Here is a 21,820-nt window from a genome sequence, read left to right as displayed (position 1 = left end):
TCGGTGACCCTTCTCCGTCAACGTTTTCCACTTTCTCACCTCCAGATCGGAGTCAAAGTATGTCATTGTCAACTTCCCGGGTCCTGATCGCCGGCGGCGGAATCGGCGGCGCCGCCGCCGCACTCGCCATGGCGCGTAAGGGCGCCTCGGTCACCCTCTTCGAACGCGCCGCCGAGTTCGGTGAGGTCGGCGCTGGCCTCCAGATCGGCCCGCACGGAGCACGCATCCTTGACTCCTGGGGCCTGCTCGACACCGCGCTGCAGCGCGGCGTGCTGCCCGGCAACATTGTCTTCCGGGATGCAGTCACCAGCGAAGAGCTGACCCGCGTCGACCTTGGCGCCGACTTCCAGAACCGTTACGGCGGACCGTATTTCGTAATCCACCGCAGCGATCTGCACTCGCTCATAATCGACGCAGCGCGCGGAGCGGGCGCCGAACTGCTCACTGGGCAGACCGTCGCCGACGTCACCACCGAAGGTGACAAGGCGGTGCTGTCGACCGCCGACGGACGGGCCCACGAGGCGGATGTGGTGTTGGCGATGGACGGGCTGAAATCCCGCCTGCGCCGCAAACTCTCCGTCGACGAACCCGTCGCGTCCGGATACGTGGCCTACCGTGGCACGTTTCCGAGGGAGGACGTCCCCGCGGGCGCCGGCATCACCGACGTGGTCGGCTACATCGGACCGCGCTGCCATTTCATCCAGTACCCATTGCGCGGCGGCTCGATGCTCAATCAGGTCGCCGTATTCCAATCACCGAAATATGCTGCCGGCGAAAAGGAGTGGGGTGGTCCAGACGAACTCGCGCATGCCTACGACCATTGCCACGAGACCGTCCGCCGCGCTACTGATCACCTGTGGCGTGACCGGTGGTGGCCGATGTATGACCGCGAGCCCATCGAGAACTGGGTCGACGGCCGAATGATGCTACTCGGTGACGCTGCGCACCCGCCGCTGCAGTATCTCGCTTCCGGCGCGGTGATGGCGATCGAGGACGCCAAGTGCATCGCCGATTACGCCGAAGAGGAACTGGCCGTTGGTGGTTCGGATGCTTGGGACCGAGCACTGGCGGCCGTCAATGCCGAACGGGCCCCACGATGCAACCGCATCCTGACCACCGGCCGGATGTGGGGTGAACTGTGGCACCTCGACGGGGTAGCGCGCATCGCGCGCAACGAACTGTTCCGGACCCGCGACACCTCGAGCTACAAGTACACCGACTGGCTGTGGGCCTACTCCAGTGAACGCACTACGGCCGACGCTCTGACCGTTTGAATCGCTACGTTGTCTGGCGGTACAACGCCCATCTGACGGCATCGATGGTCGATCAGACCGAGCCGGGGCCGGGATCGTCGACGGTCGTCGGTGTCGCCGCGACGGCGTCGGCGGCGACCTTCTTCGCGGCACGGTGGCGGCGGTACCACTCGATGAGCATCGGAGCGATCGACAGCACGACGATGAGAATGAAGATCGGCTCGATGAGGTTCTGCACCACCTCGAACCGCCCGAGCCAATAGCCGAGCAGAACAATGCCGGCGCCCCAGACGATCGCACCGATCACGTTGTACAGAGCGAACACCGACCACCTCATGCGGGCGGCGCCGGCAACGATCGGAGCGATCGTGCGCACGATCGGCACGAAGCGCGCAAGGAAAATGGTGATCGGACCGTGCTTGTCGAAGAAGTCCTGGGCCTCGGTCAGGTAGCGCTGCTTCAGGAAACGCGCGTCGGGTTTGAACATCTCGATGCCGATGAACCGCCCGATCCAATAACCGACCTGCCCGCCGAGGATCGCGGCGATCGGCACGAAGATGAGCAGCTGCCACAGCGATGCGAACTTGTCGATCCCCTCCTTGCCGCCCGCGGCGACAACCATGCCCGCAACGAACAGCAGGGAATCACCGGGAAGAACCGGGAACAGCACGCCGGACTCGATGAACACGACGAGGAGCAGCCCCCAGAATGCCCAGGCCCCGAACCAGCTGAGGACATTGATGGGGTCGAGGATGCCGGGTAGTGCGACCACAGTGGTCGTGTGGGCAAGCGCGGTGTCGATCACGGGTCACCAGGCTACTTGGCCAAGCTGTGGGAGAGCCAATGAGTGCCTGTCAGCCGCTACGCGACTCGACAGTATTGCCGCTACGCGACTCCACAGTATTGCCGCTACGCGACGTCGACCTTCTGTTCGACGACGGGTCGTCGCGCGCGGCGCCACCGCTTGAACACCTCGGAGACGATGGGGAGTACCGAGACGAACACGATCAGCAGGAAGATCAGGTCGACGTTGTCGCGGATGAAGGCGATCTGGCCGAGGAAGTAGCCGAGCAGAGTGACACCCGCGCCCCACACGACCGCGCCGATCGCGTTGTAGGCGAGGAACACCGAATAGCGCATCTTGGCCGCACCCGCGACGAGCGGGGCGTAGGTGCGCACGATGGGTACGAATCGAGCCAGGAAGATGGTGACCGGACCGTGCTTGGCGAAGAATTCGTTGGCCTCGACGATGTAGGCCTCCTTGAGTACCCGGGCGTCGGGCTTGAAGAGCGAATAGCCCAGCCTGTTGCCGATCCAGTAGCCGACCTGGTCGCCGAAGAACGCGGCGATCGGGATCGTCACGAGGAGCACCCACAGCGGGGCGAACGGTTCGATGTCCGCGGACTTCGCAGCCACGATCAGGCCGGCGGTGAACAGCAATGAATCGCCGGGCAGGAGCGGGAAGAGCAGCCCGGACTCGATGAACACCACGAGCAGCAGACCCGCGAGAATCCACGTGCCGAACGAGTTCAACAGGTTGACCGGGTCAAGAAAACCCGGAAGGAGTGCGAGGTCGGTGGTGGCCGTGGCGGCGAGTACGGAAACGTCGAGAACTGGGGCGGTCACGGCACCGAGGGTAGCGGAAACGGACAAATCGACCGATCCGAGCGGTTGAGCGCGGCGTCGAACATCGTCGTGCGGCGCGACGGCAGCCCAGGTGAGAGCGTCTTGCACACGCGTGAGCGCCACTTGCCATACTGAGATGGAGTCAACAGAACTCGAAGCGTGAGACCCCATCCGGTTGGAGGACGTGACATGCCCATTGCAACGCCAGAGCAGTATGCCGAGATGTTCGCGAAGGCGAAGGAGGGTGGTTACGCGTTCCCCGCGATCAACTGCACCTCGTCGTCGACGATCAATGCGGCCATCAAGGGCTTCGCCGACGCAGGTAGCGACGGCATCATCCAGTTCTCCACCGGTGGTGCCGAGTTCGGCTCGGGCCTCGGTGTCAAGGACATGGTGACCGGTGCGGTCGCGCTGGCCGAGTTCGCGTACGTCGTGGCGGCGAAGTACGACGTGACCATCGCCCTGCACACCGACCACTGTCCCAAGGACAAGCTCGACACCTACGTGCGTCCGTTGCTTGCCATCTCGCAGGAGCGCGTCGACGCGGGCAAGAACCCGCTGTTCCAGTCGCACATGTGGGACGGCAGTGCCGTGCCGATCGACGAAAACCTCGAGATCGCCCAGGACCTGCTCGCCAAGGCGGCTGCTGCGAAGATCATTCTCGAGGTCGAGATCGGCGTCGTCGGTGGTGAGGAAGACGGCGTCGAAGCCGAGATCAACGACAAGCTGTACACCTCGGCAGAGGACTTCGAGAAGACCGTCGACGCGCTCGGAGCAGGCGAGAAGGGTAAGTACCTCCTCGCAGCCACCTTCGGCAACGTCCACGGCGTGTACAAGCCGGGCAACGTGAAGCTGCGTCCCGACGTACTCAAGATGGGGCAGGAAGTCGCGAGCAAGAAGCTCGGACTGCCCGACGGCTCCAAGCCGTTCGACTTCGTTTTCCACGGCGGATCGGGTTCGCTCAAGAGCGAGATCCATGAGGCGCTGAGCTACGGCGTCGTGAAGATGAACGTCGACACCGACACCCAATACGCCTACACGCGGCCGGTCGCCGGGCACATGTTCAGCAACTACGACGGTGTGCTCAAGGTCGACGGCGAGGTGGGCAACAAGAAGGTCTACGACCCGCGTTCGTGGTCGAAGAAGGCCGAAACCGGCATGTCCGAGCGGGTCGTCGAGGCGTGCAGCGACCTGAAGTCCAACGGAAAGTCGATCAGCGCCTGACCGTCTGACTACGACACGACCGCCTACGACACGACCGCCCCTCCCGGAACCGGGAGGGGCGCAGTCGTCTCTGCGACCGCCCCGAGTCGGCAGAATGCTGTGCTCGGCGAACAAAATCGGACATAGTGTCCGCTATGAGGCGAATCAGGATGATGCGTGTCGCACGGGTCGTCGGCCATGCCGCGTGGTGGGTGTTCGTGGTCGCAGTGCTACTAGCGGGCGGTGTGACCTGGTGGAGCAGTTACTCGATGGTCGACGCATCCTTCTGGGGCAGCACCGGATGGACCGCGTACACGCCCCTGCGGACGACCGATGAGATCGGCGCCGGCGTCCGCTGGAGTGCGGGGACGGAGCACTGGTGGCAGGACGTCGGCGTGTATGCCCTGATCGCGTTCGTCGTGGTGATCGTTGCAGCGGTGATCGATGCGGTGGCGGGACGGCGCATCGCGCCGGGCCTGGTCACTGTGCTTGTGCCGTTCATCTCGCTCGGCTTCTTCGTCCTGGCGACGCCGGGAACATTCGACGGATTCACGTTCCGCGCAGTCCTGATGATGCTGATCGTCCTCGTCGGCGTTGCGATACGCGAGGTCTGGATGCGAGTGTTTCTGCCGCGCTTCGTCGATCGCTCGATTGCTGCGGACGGGTAGCTGGCGGGGGCGAGCCGAGATCAGGTCCAGGTCAGTCCGACAACGACCGTCAGGGCGAGCGCGATCATCGTGATCGCCGCACAGACCACGGCAGGATCCACGCGGCGCTGGACCCTCACCCGCTGCGAACGTGAGCTGGGCGAAGTCGGCCGCGGCGTCGAGTTCTCGACGAGTGGGCGTGCTGGATGGAGCGGCGGGGCGGCGGGACCGGCAACGTCGGCAGCAGGAACGTAGGGGCGACGCCCCGGTCGCGGCGCGACATGCAGCGGTTGGGTCGGATGATGGCCGGGGGCCTGTCGCCCGGGCACCCACCCCGTGCCCGGGATGTTGTCGCGAGTGGCCCCAGGTGCCCGGCGAGCGGTCACCGCGGCGTGCAGACCTTCCAGTCGCTGCCGTCCTTCTGCAGATTGATGGTGACGGTCTGCGGTTCGTTCGGCTTGCTGGTCTGGTATGCCGTCACTTCGACGACAGCCTTTGCTCCGTCGTCGGTGACCTTCGACGCCTTGATGTCCCCGGTGCGGACCAACTCGTTACGCGCCTTCTGGGCGTCGTAGATCTTCTGGAAGTCGGCGTCGGAGATATTGGAATAGAACTGGTTCTCTTGGCCACAGGTGATTGACCGCAGCGTGGAGAGGTCACCGTTGTACAGCGCGGAGGAGAACTTCGACGCTGTGTCGGCAGCTTCGTCGGCGGCGGGCTTGGCGCGTGAGGCGAGCACACCCCACACCACTCCCACGACGATCAGCGCGATGACGACCACCGCGCCGATGGTCAGCAGCAGGCCGCGCTTCGATCGCGTGGTGCTCTGCGGCGTGGTCGTCGTGGTCTTCGTAGAGCCAGCGGGCGGGATCACTTGCGGCTGGTGCGCTGTGGTCGACCAACCAGACGACGTTGCGGGTCGCGACGTCGAGGCGCCTGCGGTCGCGGCACCTGCCGCCGCAGCGCCGACCGCTGCCGCACCACCGGCAGCGACAGCTACCTTGCCCGCCGCGCCGTCTTCGTTGTCCTCGTTGTTCGAGGTGTCGGAGCCTGCGGTATCGGTGGGATCGGCCTCGCTGCCGGGCTTCTGCGCCCGCAACGCGACGGTCTCCGCGTCCTCTGCTTCGCTGTCTGTTTCCGCGTCGCCGTCTGTGCTCGTGTCGCCGTCGGTGTCCGATTGCGATTCGTCGGTGTCGGGCTCGTCGGCTGTGGTGTCGGGTTCGTCGGTGACTGTGTCGGTGTCGGGCTCGTCAGTCTCGCTCGCGGCCGACTCGGCATCGGTCTCGATCCCCGTCGTGGGGTCGTCGTCGTGCTCGGCCTCGGCGCTGCTCTGGGCCTCGGCGTCGCTCACGTTCTCGGTGTCGTCGGCAGTTGCGTCCTCGTCGGGGACGGACTCGTCGGCGGCGACGGGCTCGTCGTCGATCTCGTCGATCGGTTCGAAATCGCCGATGTCACCGTCGGTCGCTGCCTCTGCGATGCTCGCGTCGCCCGCGTCCGTCGTCGCCTCGAATGCTTCGAGGCGAGCCTCCGCGTCTTCCTTGTCGGCTCTCGACTCTTCCGCTGATTCCTCAGCGGCTGCGGCGTCGGGATCCGACTCCTCGAGCTCTGCGTCGGACTCCGCCTTCGCCTGGTCGGCGGCGACAGCATCCGCCGTGTCGTCTGCATCCTCGATCTCGGCGGCAGAGGATTCGTCGGCTGCGGGGAACTCGGTGGACGTCGGCGTATCAGGTTCTGCTTCAGGTTCCGTTGTGTCGGATTCGGCGGCTTGTGTTCCGTCAGGGTGCGCTTCGTCGGAGCCAACGCTTGAAGTGTCGGTATCTCCGGAGGAGTCGGTATCCGCAGCGTCGGTGTCTGCGGTGTCTGCGGTGTCGGCGGGGGGCACGCCCGCGGTGTCGACGTCAGCGTCGGCATCCGGGGTCTCGCCGTCGGCGTCGCGCTTCACCAACGCCGCCGCCCCGGCAGCGCCAGCCACGGCCGCACCCGCTGCCACAGCTTTTCCGCGGTGTCCGTCGGCGTCTTCGGCGGTTCCGTCAGCTTCTTCTGCGGTGCTGTCGGCGGGGTTCGTGGTGCTGTCGGCGGGTTCCGTGGTGCTGTTGGTGGCTGTTTCGGTGCTGTCGGCGGCCGTTTCGGTGCCGTCGGCGTCTTTTTTGGTGCCGTCGGCAGCATCGTCATCGTCGGCCGGCGAGCTGTTGCCTGTGATGTCGACGTCGTCGAGTTCGGGCATATCGCTGGTGTCCGGCAGCTCGTCACGCTTGATGACCGTGGTGTCGGTGGCGCTCGGGGACGCAGTGCCTGACACCTTGGCGACCGCGGATTTGCCGTTCGAATCGGAGGAGTCAGCGTCGGAAGCTGAAGTGTCAGGATCGGAGGCGTCGGATTCTGCGGCGTCGCGCTTCTGTCCGCCTGCGAGCGGATCGATGTCGTCGAGATCCTCGAGGGTGCTCGGATCGGGCAACTGGTCGCGCGAGATCACCTTGGTCGCGGAGTCGATTCCACGCCCGCCGCGCGGAGTCGGACCAGCAGGTCGCGGGTCAGAGGCCTTCGCGCCGTCCGCGTCCACTTCGTCGACCCGAGATTTGTCTACCGAAGTACCAGTTCCCCCCGCGTGAGCGTCCGTGGTCGCCGTCGATGCTTTCGATGACGAACCGCTCGGTGTCGGGGACGACGACTTCGTCTGCGACGAGCCGCCTCGGCTGGAAGCGCCCTCCAGGCGTTCGACGGCCTTCTTCCGGATCACCGAGAAAGCCTTGGTGACAGCCGATTTCCGATCACCGGATTGCGGCATCGTCGATCACCAATCCTTCCTCGACCAAGTGGATTCCGCCGCGCAGTGCGGCATGGGGGGTCGTGCAACGACCAAGTGCGCCATTCACCCTAGCGAATCGCGATTGTCAGAGGCATCTGGGCAGGGCGATGTGCATTCTGCGCAGACTACTACCGCCGCGTCGACGTCGTCGGGCGCCTCGGGCGAGCATTCTGCGTTGTGGATATGCCGGGAGACCCGAAGCGGACACCGCGCCGGGGCTCGATGCTTGAATAGGGGAGTGACTTCCTTCGGAGATTTGATGGGCCCCCAACCGACGCTCCTGCCGGGCGACGACGAGTCCGAGTCGGACCTGCTCAACGGTGCATCTCCCGCTGCGGTCGCCGCAGCGCATCCCACGGCGTCGATTGCTTGGGCATACCTGGCAGAGGCGGCGTTGTCGGCAGGTGGCGTGAGCGCCGACGGCCAGCCGGAAGGCGGCCAGACACCCGATGTGAACGCGGTCATCGCGGCCTACGCCTATGCACGCACCGGATACCACCGTGGACTCGACCAACTGCGTCGAAACGGATGGAAGGGTTTCGGGCCGGTCCCATGGGCGCACGAGGGCAACCAGGGGTTCCTGCGCTGCGTCGGTGCGTTGGCACGAGCTGCTCGCGTCATCGGCGAGCATGACGAGTACCTGCGCTGCCTCGACCTGCTGAACGAAAGCGACCCGTCCGCGGCAGAGCAACTCGGACTGGTGTGATCGCTACGCTGCGTGCGCGGGTCAGCGCCAGGGTCAACGCGCTCCCGCGTCCCTTGCGTACCCGCGTCCGGCGGCTGTACCTCTCACTCCAACCGATCCTGCAGTGTTCGGTCGCCGCCGGTCTGGCGTGGTGGATCGCGCTCGACCTGCTGCATCACTCGCGCCCGTTCTTCGCGCCGATTGCCGCCGTGATCTCGCTCGGGCTGTCGCTGGGACAGCGATGGCGTCGGGCAGTCGAACTGGTCGTCGGCGTGTCCATCGGCATCCTGATCGGCGACCTGCTCATCTCCCGAATCGGCTCGGGCACGTGGCAGATCATGGTGGTGGTGGCCCTCGCGATGGCGACCGCGGTGTTCCTCGACGACGGTCCACTCATCCCGATGCAGGCCGCATCGTCGGCAGTACTGGTCGCCACACTTCTGCCGCCCGGTCAGGCCGGCGGCTACTACCGTGCGTTCGACGCGCTGATCGGCGGGCTCGTCGGCATCATCGTGGGGGCGCTGCTACCTGCCAATCCGGCCTCACGCGGACGACGCGACGCCGCCGGCATCCTCGCCACCATGCGCGACGCCGCGAAGACACTGGCTGCCGGGCTGCGCGTCGGCGACGCGGACGTGGTGTTCTCGGCGCTCGAGAGCGCTCGTGGGACGCAGGCCGCGATCAACACCATGCGGTCGGATATGCGGGGCGGCAAGGAGATCAGCACCATCTCGCCGCTGCACTGGCGTCAGCGATTGCGCCTGCAGAGAATCGCCGCCACCGCCGACCCCATCGACAACGGCGTGCGCAACTTCCGGATCATCGCGCGACGCGCGCTCGGGATGACACAGCGCGGCGAGAAACTGCGTCCCGAGCTGATCGAGATCATCGACGACCTCGGGGACGCGTTCGAGACGTTGAGACGAATGATGCTCGCCGAGCCAGGCGAATCACCAGACCCGGCAGACGCCGCCCGCGTGCTGCGCACCATCGCGCGTAAGGCGCGTGCCGAGCTCGTCGCGGAGAGCGGCATGAGTGAGACGGCATTGCTGGCGGAGACGCGATCGCTGCTGATCGACCTGTTGATGGTGTGCGGACTCAGGCGTTCATCGGCACAGGCGACGCTGCGCTGACCGCCGACTCCCTGAAATGGCGAGCTCGCGCGACGGCACCGAGAAACCCGCCGACGGCACCGGGAAACCCGCCGACGGCACCGGGGAACGCGCCGACGGCACCGGGGAACGCGCCGACGGCACCGGAAGACCCGCTGATAGCACCGAGTTGCGCCTTTGCGTTGCTCTGGTCCGGAGCCATGCAGCGCATTTAGGTGGTCCTAATTCTTGTCATATATGCGAACTCGTGCATATATTGGCTGCACCATGGGTCACTCGCATTCACACACGCACTCGCACGGTGTCGCCGCCGTGACTCCGAATCGTCGAATCTGGCCGATGGGCGTCGCGGTCGCGATGATCGGAACGTACTTCGTGGTCGAACTCGTCGTCGGAATCGCGGTCAACTCGCTCGCCTTGATCGCCGACGCCGGGCACATGCTCACCGACGTCGTCGCTCTGCTGATGGGTCTCGTTGCGCTGCTGCTCGCGCGACACGGAACAACTACCGCCACAAGGAGTTTCGGCTGGCATCGCGCCGAGGTGTTCACGGCCGTGGCCAATGCCGTCCTGCTGATCGGTGTGGCGATCTTCGTGCTCTACGAGGCGATCCGACGCATCGGGTCCGACCCCGAGGTCCCCGGGCTGACACTCATCGTGGTGGCGTTGGTCGGTCTGGCGGTCAACGTCGCGATGATGCTGCTCCTCCGTGCCGACTCCAAGGAGTCGATCGCAGTGCGGGGGGCGTACATGGAGGTCCTCGCGGATGCCGTCGGCAGCATAGGGGTGTTGATCGCCGGCATCGTCACCATGACCACCGGCTGGGGTTATGCCGATATCGTCGTCGCGGTCCTGATCGCCATCTGGGTGGTGCCCCGCGCGGTGCGACTCGCACGCGACGCTCTGCGCATCCTCAACCAGCAGGCGCCCGACCATGTCGACGTCGACGCGCTCGAACACGAACTCGCCGCCATCCCCGAGGTGCACGACGTCCACGACCTCCACGTCTGGTCGCTGACCACCGGGATGGACGTCGCGACAGTGCATCTGGCAAGTAACTGCCCGAATGACGAGGTGCTTCCCCGGGCGCGTGAGGTGTTGGCCCGTCATGGGCTCACCCACGCGACGATCCAGGTGGACCCTGACCAGGTCGAGAAGCGTTGCCGCGACGATCTGGGCTGGTGACCTCGGCTCTCGCACGATGTGACGTAACGAATGCCGTCAATGTCGCGAATGTCGGTGTAAGCGATCCGACCCGCATGAGGAGCACGGCATGAACATCGACAGCACGCGTTTTCATACGACCGCCACTGTTCGACGTATCGCGACGGGAGCGGCTGTCGCAGGTCTTGCCCTCGGCGGAGCCCTCGTCGCCGGAGCGGGTGACGCGCAGGCGGCCTCGCCACGCGACTGCAGAACCTACAGCTACTGGGCCGGGGCATCGATCAACTGCCCTGCAGGTGTCCGGGCTGTCCTCGAACTCGACTGCGTCGGACTCGGTCGCAATTCGGGTGAGCGAGATGGCGTTCGGGTGTTCTATCACCGCACGAGCCCGGTGACCGACCGCAGCGGGTTCGCTGCAACCGACTGCGGTCAGGGCAGCTACATCGGTAGCGGGGTGAACACCCGCTCGTGGGTACGTGGAGCGTGACCACGGACTGCGGTGCAGGATGCCCCACTGATCGAGCGCAGCGTGAGTTACCTGCTCTGCTCCGCGTACCTCGCGGTTCGGCAGCCCCTGTCGACGGTCATGTGCGCCAGAACATGAAGACGTTCCAGCCCTGGATAGCGAGATTCGACGGAACGCCCGACAACTCGTACAGCCACCGGATGAGGTCGAAGAAGGCGGCGTTGAGCTGGGGGATGAACAACAGCGCGAACACGATCAGAAACCCGTAGGGCGCGATCTTCGCTGCATTCGCCCGTGCCTGCTGCGACAGGTAGGGCTCGATGGCGTTGTAGCCGTCGAAACCCGGCATGGGGATCAGATTGAGCACGGCGGCGGTGATCTGCAAGAAGGCCAGCATCGCCAGCGCCGCCCACAGATTCACGCCGTCGACCGCAAGGATCATCCCGGACAGCACACCCGAGTGCAGCGGGACGAACGCGTCGGGCGCCGCGATTCGGATCACCACCAGCAGGATCACCGCGAGCACGATGTTCATCCCGGGACCGGCAAGCGAGACCAGTGTCTTCTGCCGATTGGTCATGCCGCGTTCGTCGAGGTAGACGGCCCCACCGGGGAATCCGATGCCGCCGAGCAAGATGATCAGCAGCGGCAGACCGAGGGAGAGTCCCGGGTGGGTGTAGCGCATCGGGTTGAGCGTGAGATAGCCGCGCAGTTCGGCGTTGCGGTCGCCGAATCGGAACGCGGTGACGGCGTGCCCGAACTCGTGCAGGCACAGCGAGATCACCCAGCCTGCGAGCACCAGCAACAGCGTCCCGCCGATCGACATCGCGTTGCGGCCGGGTGCCGAGACAGCGCACATCCACCCGCCGACTACCGCGACGGCGACGAACGCCAGGAACAACCAGCCCGGTCGGATCGCCCGTGCGATCTCACGCGTGGTCGGCCGCTCGGGCCTTCCGCCGGCCCATGCACTCGAGGTCACGGACATACCAACTTCCAGTCGACGTGGTGGCGGTAGAAGGTCGACCGCTTCACGATTCTCTCGGTCACGACGCCTTCGCGTTCGACGACGAGATTGGTGCCGCCGGTCTGGGCCGCCCGACCGATGTGCCATCTGCCGGAGCGCAGCCGACGTTCGACTCGTGCGCGCAGGCCCGGAGCCTCACGCATCGGTTCGATGCGGATGCCACGCACCGATCCTGCGAAGAGTCGGGAATCGTCGACATAACTCTCACCGTGCAGTTTCGCGTCGGCACCGAGATGACGCGCGGTGCCGACGAGCACGGTTGCGGCGTCGTCGCGGATGAGCGGCAGCTCGCGGGCGTCGCCGTGGCGTGCGAGATCGAGCGCTGCGGGTCCATGTGGCAACCCGTATCGGGTCGTGGCCGCGGTCGCGGACGTTGGTGCGTAGGCGATCTCGACGTCGAGTCGTTCGGCGATCATCAGGGTCGCGACGACTTCGGCGAGCAGAACGTCTGGATATGCGGAATCCCCCGGTTCGACGATGAGCCGATCCGGACGGTCGGCCAGAGCAGCGTCGACGACCCGCCGCACAGCCTTGCGCGTCGGAGGTGACTTCCGGGCGTCGTCGACGGTCACCGACGAGATGACTGCATGGGACACGCCGACGAGCGTAGCCGTGCCCGAGCGAGAGGGTGGGGGGTGGAGCCGCCAGTGTGGGGCGTCGTCGCGGGTTCTGCCCGGTCAGCAAGTAGGGTAGGTCCGTTACGGCGCGCACCGCATGCCTGCGACTGACGTTCCGCACGCGTGCGACTAAGGAGTATTGGGACATGGCAGCGATCGTGCTTATCGGCGCCCAGTGGGGCGACGAGGGCAAGGGCAAGGCGACCGATCTGCTCGGCGGGAAGCTACAGTGGGTGGTCCGCTATCAGGGCGGCAACAATGCAGGTCACACCGTTGTGCTCCCGAACGGCGAAACGTTCGCCCTGCATCTGATCCCGTCGGGAATCCTGACACCGGGAGTCAACAACGTCATCGGCAACGGCGTCGTCGTCGATCCGGGTGTGCTCCTCACCGAGCTCAGCGGCCTCGAGGATCGCGACGTCGACACCACCGGCCTGATGATCTCGGCCGACGCCCATCTACTCATGCCCTACCACGTCGCGATAGACAAGGTCACCGAGCGATTCCTCGGCAACAAGAAGATCGGCACCACCGGCCGCGGCATCGGGCCGTGCTACCAGGACAAGATCGCGCGCGTCGGTGTGCGCGCAGCCGACGTGCTCGACGAGAAGATCTTCGCGCAGAAGGTCGAGGCGGCGCTCGAGCTCAAGAACCAGATCCTGGTCAAGATCTACAACCGGCGCGCGCTCGAACCGGCGCAGGTCGTCGACGAGGTCCTCGCGCAGGCCGAGGGCTTCAAACACCGCATCGCGAACACGCAGCTCCTGCTCAACGAGGCGCTCGAACGCGGCGAGACCGTGCTGCTCGAAGGGTCGCAGGGCACGCTGCTCGACGTCGACCACGGCACCTACCCCTACGTGACGTCGTCGAATCCGACAGCCGGCGGTGCGTCGGTCGGATCCGGCATCGGACCGAACAAGATCAGCACCGTGCTGGGCATCCTGAAGGCGTACACCACCCGCGTCGGCTCGGGTCCGTTCCCCACGGAACTGTTCGACGAATGGGGTGAGTACCTCGCCAAGACCGGGGGCGAGGTCGGCGTGACCACCGGCCGTGCCCGACGTTGCGGTTGGTTCGACGCTGTGATCGCCCGCTACGCGACACGCGTCAACGGCATCACCGACTACTTCCTGACCAAGCTCGACGTGCTCTCCAGCCTCGACCGCGTGCCGATCTGCGTCGCCTACGAGGTCGACGGCGAACGCGTCGACGAGATGCCGATGACACAGACCGGTTTCCATCACGCGAAGCCCGTCTACGAGTACATGCCGGGCTGGTGGGAAGACATCTCTCAGTGCACGACCTTCGACGAACTACCGCAGACCGCGCAGGACTACGTGTTGCGACTCGAGGAGCTGTCGGGCGCGCACATCTCGTGCATCGGCGTCGGTCCCGGTCGTGACCAGACTGTAGTGCGCAGGGCCATCGTCTGAGTCGCGTCAGCGTCGGCGGCCGGCGGTCGGGTGTGGTACGCCGGGTCATCGTCTGACGGTCGCTGTCGGGGCGCATCCGCCTCTCTAAACGGAATCAGTCGCCGAGGGGCCGTATCGCATCGAATTACCTCCCGATCAGACCGTCGATTGTGCTGAATCCGCAGCATTCCGGTTCGAGTCTTGTCGATTCACTCAGCGTGAGGCGACCTCGGCTACTACATTCGTAGGGGAGTCGGCCGAGCGGGCCGTGCGTGCAGACGAGGAGAGTCCGATGAGCTTGTACCAAGTGGTCGACCCCGCGACCGGCGACGTCGTCAAGGAGTATCCGACCGCGACCGACGAACAGGTCGACGCCGCGATCACCGCGGCGTACGACGCGTTCCAGACGTGGTCGAAGAAGTCCACGGTCGCCGAGCGTGCCGCTCTGATCCGTCGCGTCGGCGAGTTGCACACCGAGCGTAAGGACGAACTCGCCAAGATCATCGTCCGTGAGATGGGCAAGCCGTACGACCAGTCCGTCGGCGAGGTCGAGTTCAGTGCCGCGATCTACGAGTACTACGCCGACAACGCGGAGAAGTTCCTTGCCGACGAGCCCATCACGTTGCTCGAGGGTGAGGGTTCGGCGTTCATCCGACGCAGCGCTGTCGGTGTACTGCTGGGCATCATGCCCTGGAACTACCCCTACTACCAGGTCGCGCGATTCGCCGGACCAAACCTGGTGCTGGGCAACACGATCGTACTCAAGCATGCTCCGCAGTGCCCCGAGTCGGCGGCGGCTCTGCAGCAGATCTTCCTCGACGCGGGTTACCCGCCCGGTGCGTACGTGAACGTCTACGCCACCAACGAGCAGATCGCCGAGGCCATCGCCGACCCGCGTGTGCAGGGTGTCTCGCTGACCGGTTCCGAACGTGCGGGGGCTGCGGTCGCCGAGGTCGCGGGACGCAACCTCAAGAAGGTCGTTCTGGAACTCGGCGGGTCGGATCCGTTCATTCTGCTCTCCACCGACGACCTCGATGCGACTGTGTCCGCCGCTGTCGACGGTCGATTCGAGAACACCGGGCAGGCGTGCAACGCGGCCAAGCGGTTCATCGTCGACGAGAGCGTCTACGACGATTTCATCGTCAAGTTCACCGAGAAGGTCAAGGCTGCGGCCGAAGAACTCGGGCCGCTGTCGTCGGTGGCCGCGGCCGAGCGACTCGACGAGCAGGTGCAGTCGGTGTTGGCTGCCGGGGCGAGTCTCGAGTCGGCGGGCGAGCGAAAGGGCGCCTACTTCCCGCCAGGTGTGCTGACCGGCGTCGACCCTGAGTCTGCGGTTGCCAAGCAGGAGCTGTTCGGTCCGATCGCGACCGTCTACAAGGTGTCGGGTGAGGATGCCGCTGTCGAACTCGCCAACGACACCCCGTTCGGTCTCGGCTCGTACGTCTTCACGACCGATCCCGACCAGGCGCTGCGCGTCGCCGACAAGATCGAGGCAGGCATGGTCTTCGTCAACGCGGTCGGCGCGGAAGGGGCCGAACTGCCGTTCGGCGGCGTGAAGCGATCGGGCTTCGGCCGCGAACTAGGGCGCTTCGGCATCGACGAGTTCGTCAACAAAAAGATGATCAGGATCAGCTGAATCCGGTCGCGAGGCGTCGTTTCCCCTCATTGTTCGACGACGCCTTGCGGTCGGATTGTTTCATCACCGATGCCCACCATTTCTCGAGTGGGGATGGTTCGGGCCAGACGACGTCGACGCGATGATGCCCACCGTGATTGCTGTGCTTCGTTTTGATCCGTTCGGCGATGTTGACGCGCTTGCGGAGTGCGCCGTCTGACGATGGTGTGCAATGGCTTGCGAGCGAACGTTTTTCGGGGACGTACCGAAGGCAGGTGTCCCTCGGTGAAGGTATCGACGTCACGAAGATCGTAGCCAACTACGACAACGGTGTGCTGTCGGTGACGATCCCTCTCGCCGAGGAGGCGAAACCACGCAAGATCGTCGTCGAATCCACCGGCCGTCAGCAGGCCATCACCGCGAATGCGAGCGGCTGAGCACTGCCCCGTGGGCTGATGCCCGTGGAAGATGCTGCTGCACAGGTTCTTTGAAGAAAAATTTCGGACATTGAACGAAGGGGGTGGTATATCACTGCGAGTCGATTGAGGATCTGTCCATCGCGCGGCGGGACCGGTCGAGCCGTCAACGAGTTTTGGAACGGTGCGACCGTCCCGCCGCCCGTCTGTCGCACGTTCCGCCGATACATGTCGCTGTGGCCGCTGTCGCTGTGGAAAGCGACTGTGACACAGTATGTGGATGATCCGGGGTCGATCCGAGCGCGATTACGGGTCGATCCTGCTGGGGTCGGCCGCCGAAGGCCGAATCAAACGACGGGTTCGTGTCCAGACGGTGCTGACCGCGACGATCGTCGTCACCAATCTCGTGGGTGCGATCGCCGCCATCGCCCTGTCGACCGTCGGCATTCCGGAACCGTCGACTTTCCTCCCCGAGCTGTGGTGGGTCAACTACATAGTCGTGCCGCTGTATGTCTCCCTGGCATTCGTCGTAGGTATCGGTTGGGGCACGTTCACCGTCACGCGAGATCTACGGTGGGCAATCAGACGCGAGCAGCCGACCAAGGGTGACGCCAAGCGCACCCAGCGGGTGCCCATCCGACTGTTGGGGCTACAGGCGATGCTGTGGCTCGGGGCCGTGGTGATGTTCACCATCATGTACGGCGTCCAGAGTCCGATGCTCATCCCGAAGATGTTCTTCGTCATCGGGTTGTCAGGCACAGTCGTCGTCGGTGTCTCCTACCTGTTGATCGAACTCGCGCTCCGCCCGGTCTCGGCGGATCTCATCAGTGCCGGGTACCGCCGACGCAAGCGATCGGGTGTGTTGTCACGGTCGGTGGTGGCGTGGATCGTCGGTTCTGCGACGCCCATCGTCGGAATCCTGCTCGTGGTCTCGTTCGGCGCATTCCGCGAGGACACGAGCAAACTCGACCTGTTCGTCGGGGTGTTCGTGCTCGCTGTCATCTCCCTGGCCACCGGCCTGCTACTCACGGTGTTGACCAGCCTGAGCGTGACCGGACCACTGCGCAGCGTGCGTAACGGTATGAACAGGGTGCAGGCGGGAGATGTCCGCGACGAGGTCGACCTGGTTGTGTACGACGGCACCGAGCTCGGCGACCTTCAGGTGGGCTTCAACTCGATGGTCGGCGGACTCCGTGAGCGTGAGCGCATGCGTGATCTCTTCGGACGACATGTCGGTCGTGAGGTCGCCGAAGCCGCACTGAGTTCCGACCCCGCACTCGGCGGCACCGAACGCACCGTTGCCGCACTGTTCGTCGACGTCATCGGTTCGACGACGCTTGCCGCCGAGCGCTCACCGACGGAGGTCGTCGAGATCCTGAACAGGTTTTTCGCCGTGATCGTCAAGCAGGTGGAGCGGCACCGGGGTCTGGTCAACAAATTCGAGGGCGATGCCGTGCTCGCAATCTTCGGCGCGCCGATCGATCTCGACGACGCCGCGGGTGCCGCGCTGGCTACCGCCCGCGAGATCGCATGCGAACTCGCGCGTCGGGTTCCCGAACTCTCGGCGGGCATCGGTGTCGGGTTCGGGTCGGTCGTCGCGGGCAACGTCGGCGCGATCGAACGGTTCGAGTACACGATCATCGGTGATCCGGTCAACGAGAGCGCCAGACTTTCCGAACTCGCCAAGCGGGATCCGCGCCGCCCGCTGGCTTCGGGGCGGGCCGTCGACGTAGCCAATGCCGAGGAGGCCGCTCACTGGGAGGAACAGGAGACCACCTCGCTGCGTGGGCGCACCGAGGAGACCCGCGTGTACGCGGCGATCCCCGAGGACGATCCCTCCGCCCCGACGGAAGCCGACTGATCGTTACCCGCGGTCGGCGGAAGGCCCCCGGATGGGAGTCGACCGACGTCCTCGACGCCTCATCCCTCGCGGTCGGTGACCCCTTCGGCGAAGTCGAGCCGTCGCAGTGCTGCGCGCAGCACCTCGTCGTCGATGCGGCCGGCGTCGCGTTCGTCGATGAACACCTTTCGTTGGATTTCAAGCAGCTTGGTACGCATGCGGTTTCCCGCTGATGTCGGGGACTCGCCGATGTCCTCAGGCCCCCGGCCGAGTTCCTCCCACGCCGTATTGCGTTGGGTGGTCAGCCATTTGCGCAGCATCGCGACCTGCAGACGGCGCGGATCGTGCTCCTCGATGTCCTCCGACACCGAGTCGAGGTAGTTCTCGGCCTCTCGTGACGCGCGGTCCTGTGCCGCGGCGAATGCCAGGCGATCCGACGCGTCGTCGTCTCCGCACACACCGAGACGTCGGATCACCCACGGCAGGCTGATTCCTTGGATCAGTAGCGTCCCGACGACGACCACGAAGGTCAGGAACAGGATCTCGGCGCGGGCGGGAAAGGGCTCACCCGACTCGGTGGTCAGCGGAATCGAGAACGCTGCCGCCAGTGACACGACGCCCCGCATGCCCGACCATCCGACGACGAACAGCCAGGACGGTTTGGGTGGGGGTTCTCGCCGTCGGACGCCCGGCAGCAAACGTGACAGATACGTGAACAGATATACCCACGCGAAGCGCACAAGGATCGTCGCGAGCAGAACCATCACGGCGTCGAAAGCGATGTGCAGCCACGATTGTCCTGCCAGACCACGGATCAGGTCGGGTAACTGCAGCCCGATCAGTAGGAAGACGAACGCCTCGAGCAGCGCATCGATCGATTTGCGAACCGCTTCGTCCTGCAGACGTGTCGCGTATCCGAGTCGAACGGACCGCTGGCCGAGGAACAATCCGGCGACGACGACGGCGATCACTCCGGAGGTGTGCAGTTCCTCGGCGACGAAGTACGTCGCGAACGGCACGATGAGGCCGATCGCCGTCTCGATGGTGGGATCAGTGAGCCAGTCGCGCACGCGGAACACCAGGTAACCGATCAGCAGGCCGACAACGAGGCCACCGATCGCGGCCAGCAGGAAGGTCTCGAGCCCGTTCCAGACGGAGGTCGTGGCGCCGACTGCAGCGGCCAGGGCGACTCGCAGGGCGGTGAGTGCGGTCGCGTCGTTGAGTAGGCTCTCACCGCCGAGCAGCGTCATGATGCGTCTCGGCAGTCCGACCCTGCGCCCTATTGCCTGCGCCGACACCGCGTCGGGCGGCGCGACGATGGCACCCAGCACCAGTGCGCCAGCGAGCGGCAGATGTGGGACCGACAGGTAGGCCACCAGTCCGACGACGACTGTGGTGACCAGCGGAAGTCCGATTGCCAACAGGCCGATCGCCCGGCGATTCGCACGGATCTCCTGATACGAGCTGTCCTGCGCGGCCGAGTAGAGCAGTGGCGGAAGGATGACGAAAAGCACGAAGTCGGGGTCGAGTTCTGCTGCCGGAAGCCCGGGGATCCAGCCTATGGCGAGACCGACGAGTACGAGTATCAGAGGCGCCGACAGCCGGTAGTGCCGGCACACCGCCGCGATCGCCACCGACAGCACGCCGACCAGCAGAAGGGATGCGCTCACTGCGTCAACCTAGCCCGACTGTGACGTGCAGTCGCGCGATAATGGGGCATGCGATTGTTCGGTCGATCTCGTGCCCGTGCCGGTGAGTCCCGCAGCGAGGGTCCCGCGGCAGCCAGATGTCCAGAGCTCGCGGAGTCCGGAGTCGACGCCGCGACCGATCCACCGCCAGCGAACGGCGACATCAGCGTGTGTGAGGACTGCATGCAACTCGGCGAACAGCATTGGGCTCACCTGCGCATCTGCCTGGACTGTGGCCACGTGGGGTGCTGCGATTCGAGTCCGCGTAAACACGCCACGGCGCATTTCCACGATGTCGGCCATCCGGTGATGCGCTCGGCAGAGCCGGGCGAGATCTGGCGGTGGTGCTACATCCACGAGGTGCTGGGCTGAGGTCGTCGGGGTGTGCCACTGCGCTCGGGGTGATCGAAGGCGGAACGACAAATCCGGCACGTAAGATTGCGGTATGACCTCGACCAACGGGAGTAGCGCGGACAACCACGCCACCGGCGCGGCGACACCGAACGTGTCGCCCGTGCAGCCGACCGTGGGGCCGCCGGACATTCTGGGAACACCGCTGTCGCCGAACGCCACCAGGGTGATGGTGCTCGGTGCCGGCGAACTCGGCAAAGAGGTGATCATCGCCTTTCAACGGCTCGGCGTCGAGGTGGTCGCCGTCGACCGATACGCGGGTGCGCCCGGGCAGCAGGTTGCCCATCACGCCGAGGTGATCGACATGACCGACGCCGACGCGTTGATCGGGTTGGTCGAGAAGTACTCGCCCGCCTACGTCGTCCCCGAGATCGAGGCGATCGCGACGGACGCACTGGTGACGATCGAACAGCGCGGACTCGCAGAGGTCATCCCGACGGCGTCCGCGGTCGTCGCGACGATGAACCGTGAGGGGATCCGACGCCTCGCCGACGAGGAACTCGGCCTTCCGACGTCCCCTTACCTGTTCGCGGGTTCGCACGACGAACTGGCGGTCGCCGCCGAGCAGGTCGGCTATCCGTGCGTGGTCAAGCCGGTGATGTCGTCGTCGGGCAAGGGCCAGACCGTCGTTCGTGGTCCCGAGGACATCGACAAGGCGTGGGAGACCGCGACGACCGGTGGTCGGGTGGCGGGCGAGCGCGTGATCGTCGAGGGCTTCATCGACTTCGACTACGAGATCACGCTGTTGACCGTGCGCGCCATCGATCCGGCGACTGGTCGGCTGGTGACCCATTTCTGCGCCCCGATCGGGCACCGTCAGGTCAACGGCGATTACGTCGAGAGCTGGCAGCCCCACGAGATGAGTTCTTTCGCACTCGGTGCGGCGACGTCGATCGCCGCTCGCATCGCCACCGCGATGGGTGACGGCAATCTCGGCGGCCGTGGCATTTTCGGTGTCGAACTGTTCGTCAAGGGTGACGACGTCTACTTCTCGGAGGTCTCGCCACGACCACACGACACCGGGCTCGTGACGATGGCGACCCAGCGACTCTCGGAATTCGAGATGCACGCGCGGGCGATCCTCGGTCTTCCCGTCGACGTGACCCTTGCCTCGCCCGGGGCCTCGGCCGTGATCTACGGTCAGCTCGACGAAAAGGGTATCGGCTTCGAGTACGTCGCACAGGCACTTGCGGTGCCCGAGACCGATATTCGACTCTTCGGCAAGCCGGAGAGCTTTGTCCGTCGCCGCATGGGCGTGGTCACCGCAACCGCCGACGACGTCTCGACGGCGCGCGAGCGAGCCGTGCGTGCCGCGTCGATCGTCACGCCGGTCCCGGGACGGCCCGCGCGGCGGGGGGTCGTGGTTCCGCTGCGCGCCTCCGCACCTGCGCCCCAGCCGCCGGTCCGGCCCATCGCGCCCGGTGCAGCGAGGCCCGACAGTCGGGGCCCGCACGGGCAGCCGCATCAACCGGGTCCGTCGATGCAGCACCCGAATCAGCAAGCGGGACAACGTCACCCGGTCGGTCCGCGACCTCCGCAGGCGGGTCCGCGACCTCCGCAGGCGGGTCCGCGTCCGCCGCAGCGTCCGGCTCCGCAGGGTGACCCGCGGGCCGCTCAGCAGGGTGCCGCTCGCCCGACGGTTCAGCCGGGTCGGCCCGTTCCGCAGAACGGGCATCCGGCAGCTCCGAGTCGCTCGGCCGGAGACGCAGGTGTCACACGTGTCCCGGCCGGCCCGCCGCCAGGTGATGGCCGCGAGGTCGAGGACGCGGGCGAGACGCCGCCGTCACCCGATCGTCGGGCATCGGGCGCTGCGGTCGACTGACCACACGTCC

Annotated in this window: 20 protein-coding genes and 1 pseudogene; 13 read left to right on the top strand and 8 right to left on the bottom strand. The window is 65.7% G+C overall.

Annotated features, from left to right (window positions below; genetic code table 11):
* Positions 1-59: 59 nt before the first annotated feature.
* Positions 60-1,274, top strand: a complete 1,215-nt coding sequence (locus GOOTI_RS10040) for an FAD-dependent monooxygenase (protein ID WP_007238475.1) — start codon at positions 60-62, stop codon at positions 1,272-1,274.
* A gap of 52 nt (positions 1,275-1,326) precedes the next feature.
* Here GOOTI_RS10040 and GOOTI_RS10035 read toward each other — a convergent pair whose 3' ends face one another.
* Positions 1,327-2,058, bottom strand: a complete 732-nt coding sequence (locus GOOTI_RS10035) for a DedA family protein (RefSeq protein ID WP_007238474.1) — start codon at positions 2,056-2,058, stop codon at positions 1,327-1,329.
* Positions 2,059-2,162: 104 nt separating this feature from the next.
* Positions 2,163-2,879, bottom strand: coding sequence for a VTT domain-containing protein (locus tag GOOTI_RS10030; RefSeq protein ID WP_039993885.1), 717 nt, complete (start codon positions 2,877-2,879; stop codon positions 2,163-2,165).
* Positions 2,880-3,068: 189 nt separating this feature from the next.
* On the opposite strand from GOOTI_RS10030, the gene fbaA reads away from it, so the two are divergent.
* On the top strand, positions 3,069-4,103 hold the full coding sequence (fbaA, locus tag GOOTI_RS10025; RefSeq protein WP_007238472.1) for a class II fructose-bisphosphate aldolase: 1,035 nt from the start codon (positions 3,069-3,071) through the stop codon (positions 4,101-4,103).
* Positions 4,104-4,237: 134 nt separating this feature from the next.
* Positions 4,238-4,750 (top strand): hypothetical protein, encoded by a 513-nt coding sequence (locus tag GOOTI_RS10020; protein WP_039993876.1) that lies wholly within the window; start codon positions 4,238-4,240, stop codon positions 4,748-4,750.
* Between the two features lie 20 nt (positions 4,751-4,770).
* Here GOOTI_RS10020 and GOOTI_RS10015 read toward each other — a convergent pair whose 3' ends face one another.
* A complete protein-coding gene (locus GOOTI_RS10015; RefSeq protein WP_039993875.1) occupies positions 4,771-5,115 on the bottom strand; it encodes a hypothetical protein in 345 nt (114 codons plus the stop codon).
* Positions 5,112-7,514 (bottom strand): Rv0361 family membrane protein, encoded by a 2,403-nt coding sequence (locus GOOTI_RS10010; RefSeq protein WP_007238470.1) that lies wholly within the window; start codon positions 7,512-7,514, stop codon positions 5,112-5,114. The genes GOOTI_RS10015 and GOOTI_RS10010 overlap by 4 nt, the downstream gene beginning before the upstream one ends.
* Before the next feature lie 259 nt (positions 7,515-7,773).
* Between GOOTI_RS10010 and GOOTI_RS10005 the strand changes: the two genes are divergently transcribed.
* The gene (locus GOOTI_RS10005) at positions 7,774-8,241 is read left to right on the top strand and encodes a DUF3151 domain-containing protein (RefSeq protein WP_039993874.1); all 468 of its coding nucleotides are present in this window, start codon (positions 7,774-7,776) and stop codon (positions 8,239-8,241) included.
* A complete protein-coding gene (locus tag GOOTI_RS10000; protein WP_007238468.1) occupies positions 8,238-9,353 on the top strand; it encodes an FUSC family protein in 1,116 nt (371 codons plus the stop codon). Before GOOTI_RS10005 ends, GOOTI_RS10000 begins: the two co-directional genes overlap by 4 nt.
* Here GOOTI_RS10000 and GOOTI_RS09995 read toward each other — a convergent pair.
* Positions 9,319-9,534 carry a hypothetical protein gene (locus GOOTI_RS09995; RefSeq protein WP_039993873.1) on the bottom strand — a complete coding sequence of 72 codons (216 nt, stop codon included), beginning with the start codon at positions 9,532-9,534 and terminating at the stop codon, positions 9,319-9,321. The two genes, GOOTI_RS10000 and GOOTI_RS09995, sit on opposite strands and share 35 nt — an antisense overlap.
* A 65-nt stretch (positions 9,535-9,599) precedes the next feature.
* Here GOOTI_RS09995 and GOOTI_RS09990 point away from each other — a divergent pair, with 65 nt between their 5' ends.
* Both GOOTI_RS09990 and GOOTI_RS09985 read left to right on the top strand, forming a co-directional pair.
* Positions 9,600-10,517, top strand: coding sequence for a cation diffusion facilitator family transporter (locus GOOTI_RS09990; RefSeq protein ID WP_039993872.1), 918 nt, complete (start codon positions 9,600-9,602; stop codon positions 10,515-10,517).
* Positions 10,518-10,605: 88 nt separating this feature from the next.
* Positions 10,606-10,983 carry a hypothetical protein gene (locus GOOTI_RS09985; RefSeq protein WP_007238465.1) on the top strand — a complete coding sequence of 126 codons (378 nt, stop codon included), beginning with the start codon at positions 10,606-10,608 and terminating at the stop codon, positions 10,981-10,983.
* Positions 10,984-11,080: 97 nt separating this feature from the next.
* Here GOOTI_RS09985 and GOOTI_RS09980 read toward each other — a convergent pair whose 3' ends face one another.
* Positions 11,081-11,950 carry a site-2 protease family protein gene (locus GOOTI_RS09980; protein ID WP_007238464.1) on the bottom strand — a complete coding sequence of 290 codons (870 nt, stop codon included), beginning with the start codon at positions 11,948-11,950 and terminating at the stop codon, positions 11,081-11,083.
* On the bottom strand, positions 11,941-12,585 hold the full coding sequence (locus GOOTI_RS09975) for a hypothetical protein (protein ID WP_007238463.1): 645 nt from the start codon (positions 12,583-12,585) through the stop codon (positions 11,941-11,943). The genes GOOTI_RS09980 and GOOTI_RS09975 overlap by 10 nt, the downstream gene beginning before the upstream one ends.
* Positions 12,586-12,752: 167 nt before the next feature.
* Between GOOTI_RS09975 and GOOTI_RS09970 the strand changes: the two genes are divergently transcribed.
* The 4 genes and pseudogenes from GOOTI_RS09970 to GOOTI_RS09955 all read left to right on the top strand — a co-directional run bounded on the left by GOOTI_RS09970 (position 12,753) and on the right by GOOTI_RS09955 (position 17,910).
* Positions 12,753-14,039, top strand: a complete 1,287-nt coding sequence (locus GOOTI_RS09970; protein WP_007238462.1) for an adenylosuccinate synthase — start codon at positions 12,753-12,755, stop codon at positions 14,037-14,039.
* A gap of 271 nt (positions 14,040-14,310) precedes the next feature.
* Positions 14,311-15,654, top strand: a complete 1,344-nt coding sequence (locus GOOTI_RS09965; protein WP_007238461.1) for an NAD-dependent succinate-semialdehyde dehydrogenase — start codon at positions 14,311-14,313, stop codon at positions 15,652-15,654.
* 170 nt (positions 15,655-15,824) lie between these two features.
* A pseudogene (locus GOOTI_RS09960) lies at positions 15,825-16,070 on the top strand (Hsp20/alpha crystallin family protein); the annotation flags it as partial.
* A 259-nt stretch (positions 16,071-16,329) separates the two neighbouring features.
* Positions 16,330-17,910, top strand: a complete 1,581-nt coding sequence (locus GOOTI_RS09955; RefSeq protein ID WP_007238459.1) for an adenylate/guanylate cyclase domain-containing protein — start codon at positions 16,330-16,332, stop codon at positions 17,908-17,910.
* Positions 17,911-17,969: 59 nt separating this feature from the next.
* Here the strand turns inward: GOOTI_RS09955 and GOOTI_RS09950 are convergent, their stop codons facing one another.
* Entirely contained in the window at positions 17,970-19,559 is a 1,590-nt protein-coding gene (locus tag GOOTI_RS09950; RefSeq protein WP_007238458.1) for a Na+/H+ antiporter, read from the bottom strand.
* 48 nt (positions 19,560-19,607) lie between these two features.
* On the opposite strand from GOOTI_RS09950, the gene GOOTI_RS09945 reads away from it, so the two are divergent.
* Complete coding sequence (locus GOOTI_RS09945) at positions 19,608-19,949, top strand: UBP-type zinc finger domain-containing protein (protein WP_007238457.1); 342 nt, start codon at positions 19,608-19,610, stop codon at positions 19,947-19,949.
* A 73-nt stretch (positions 19,950-20,022) separates the two neighbouring features.
* Complete coding sequence (gene purT, locus GOOTI_RS09940) at positions 20,023-21,810, top strand: formate-dependent phosphoribosylglycinamide formyltransferase (RefSeq protein WP_007238456.1); 1,788 nt, start codon at positions 20,023-20,025, stop codon at positions 21,808-21,810.
* The last annotated feature ends 10 nt before the right edge of the window (positions 21,811-21,820 follow it).

The organism is Gordonia otitidis NBRC 100426, assembly GCF_000248075.1.
GTDB lineage: Bacteria > Actinomycetota > Actinomycetes > Mycobacteriales > Mycobacteriaceae > Gordonia > Gordonia otitidis.
The sequence above is the reverse complement of the archived record's forward strand: the minus strand, read 5'-3'. Positions and strand labels throughout refer to the sequence as shown.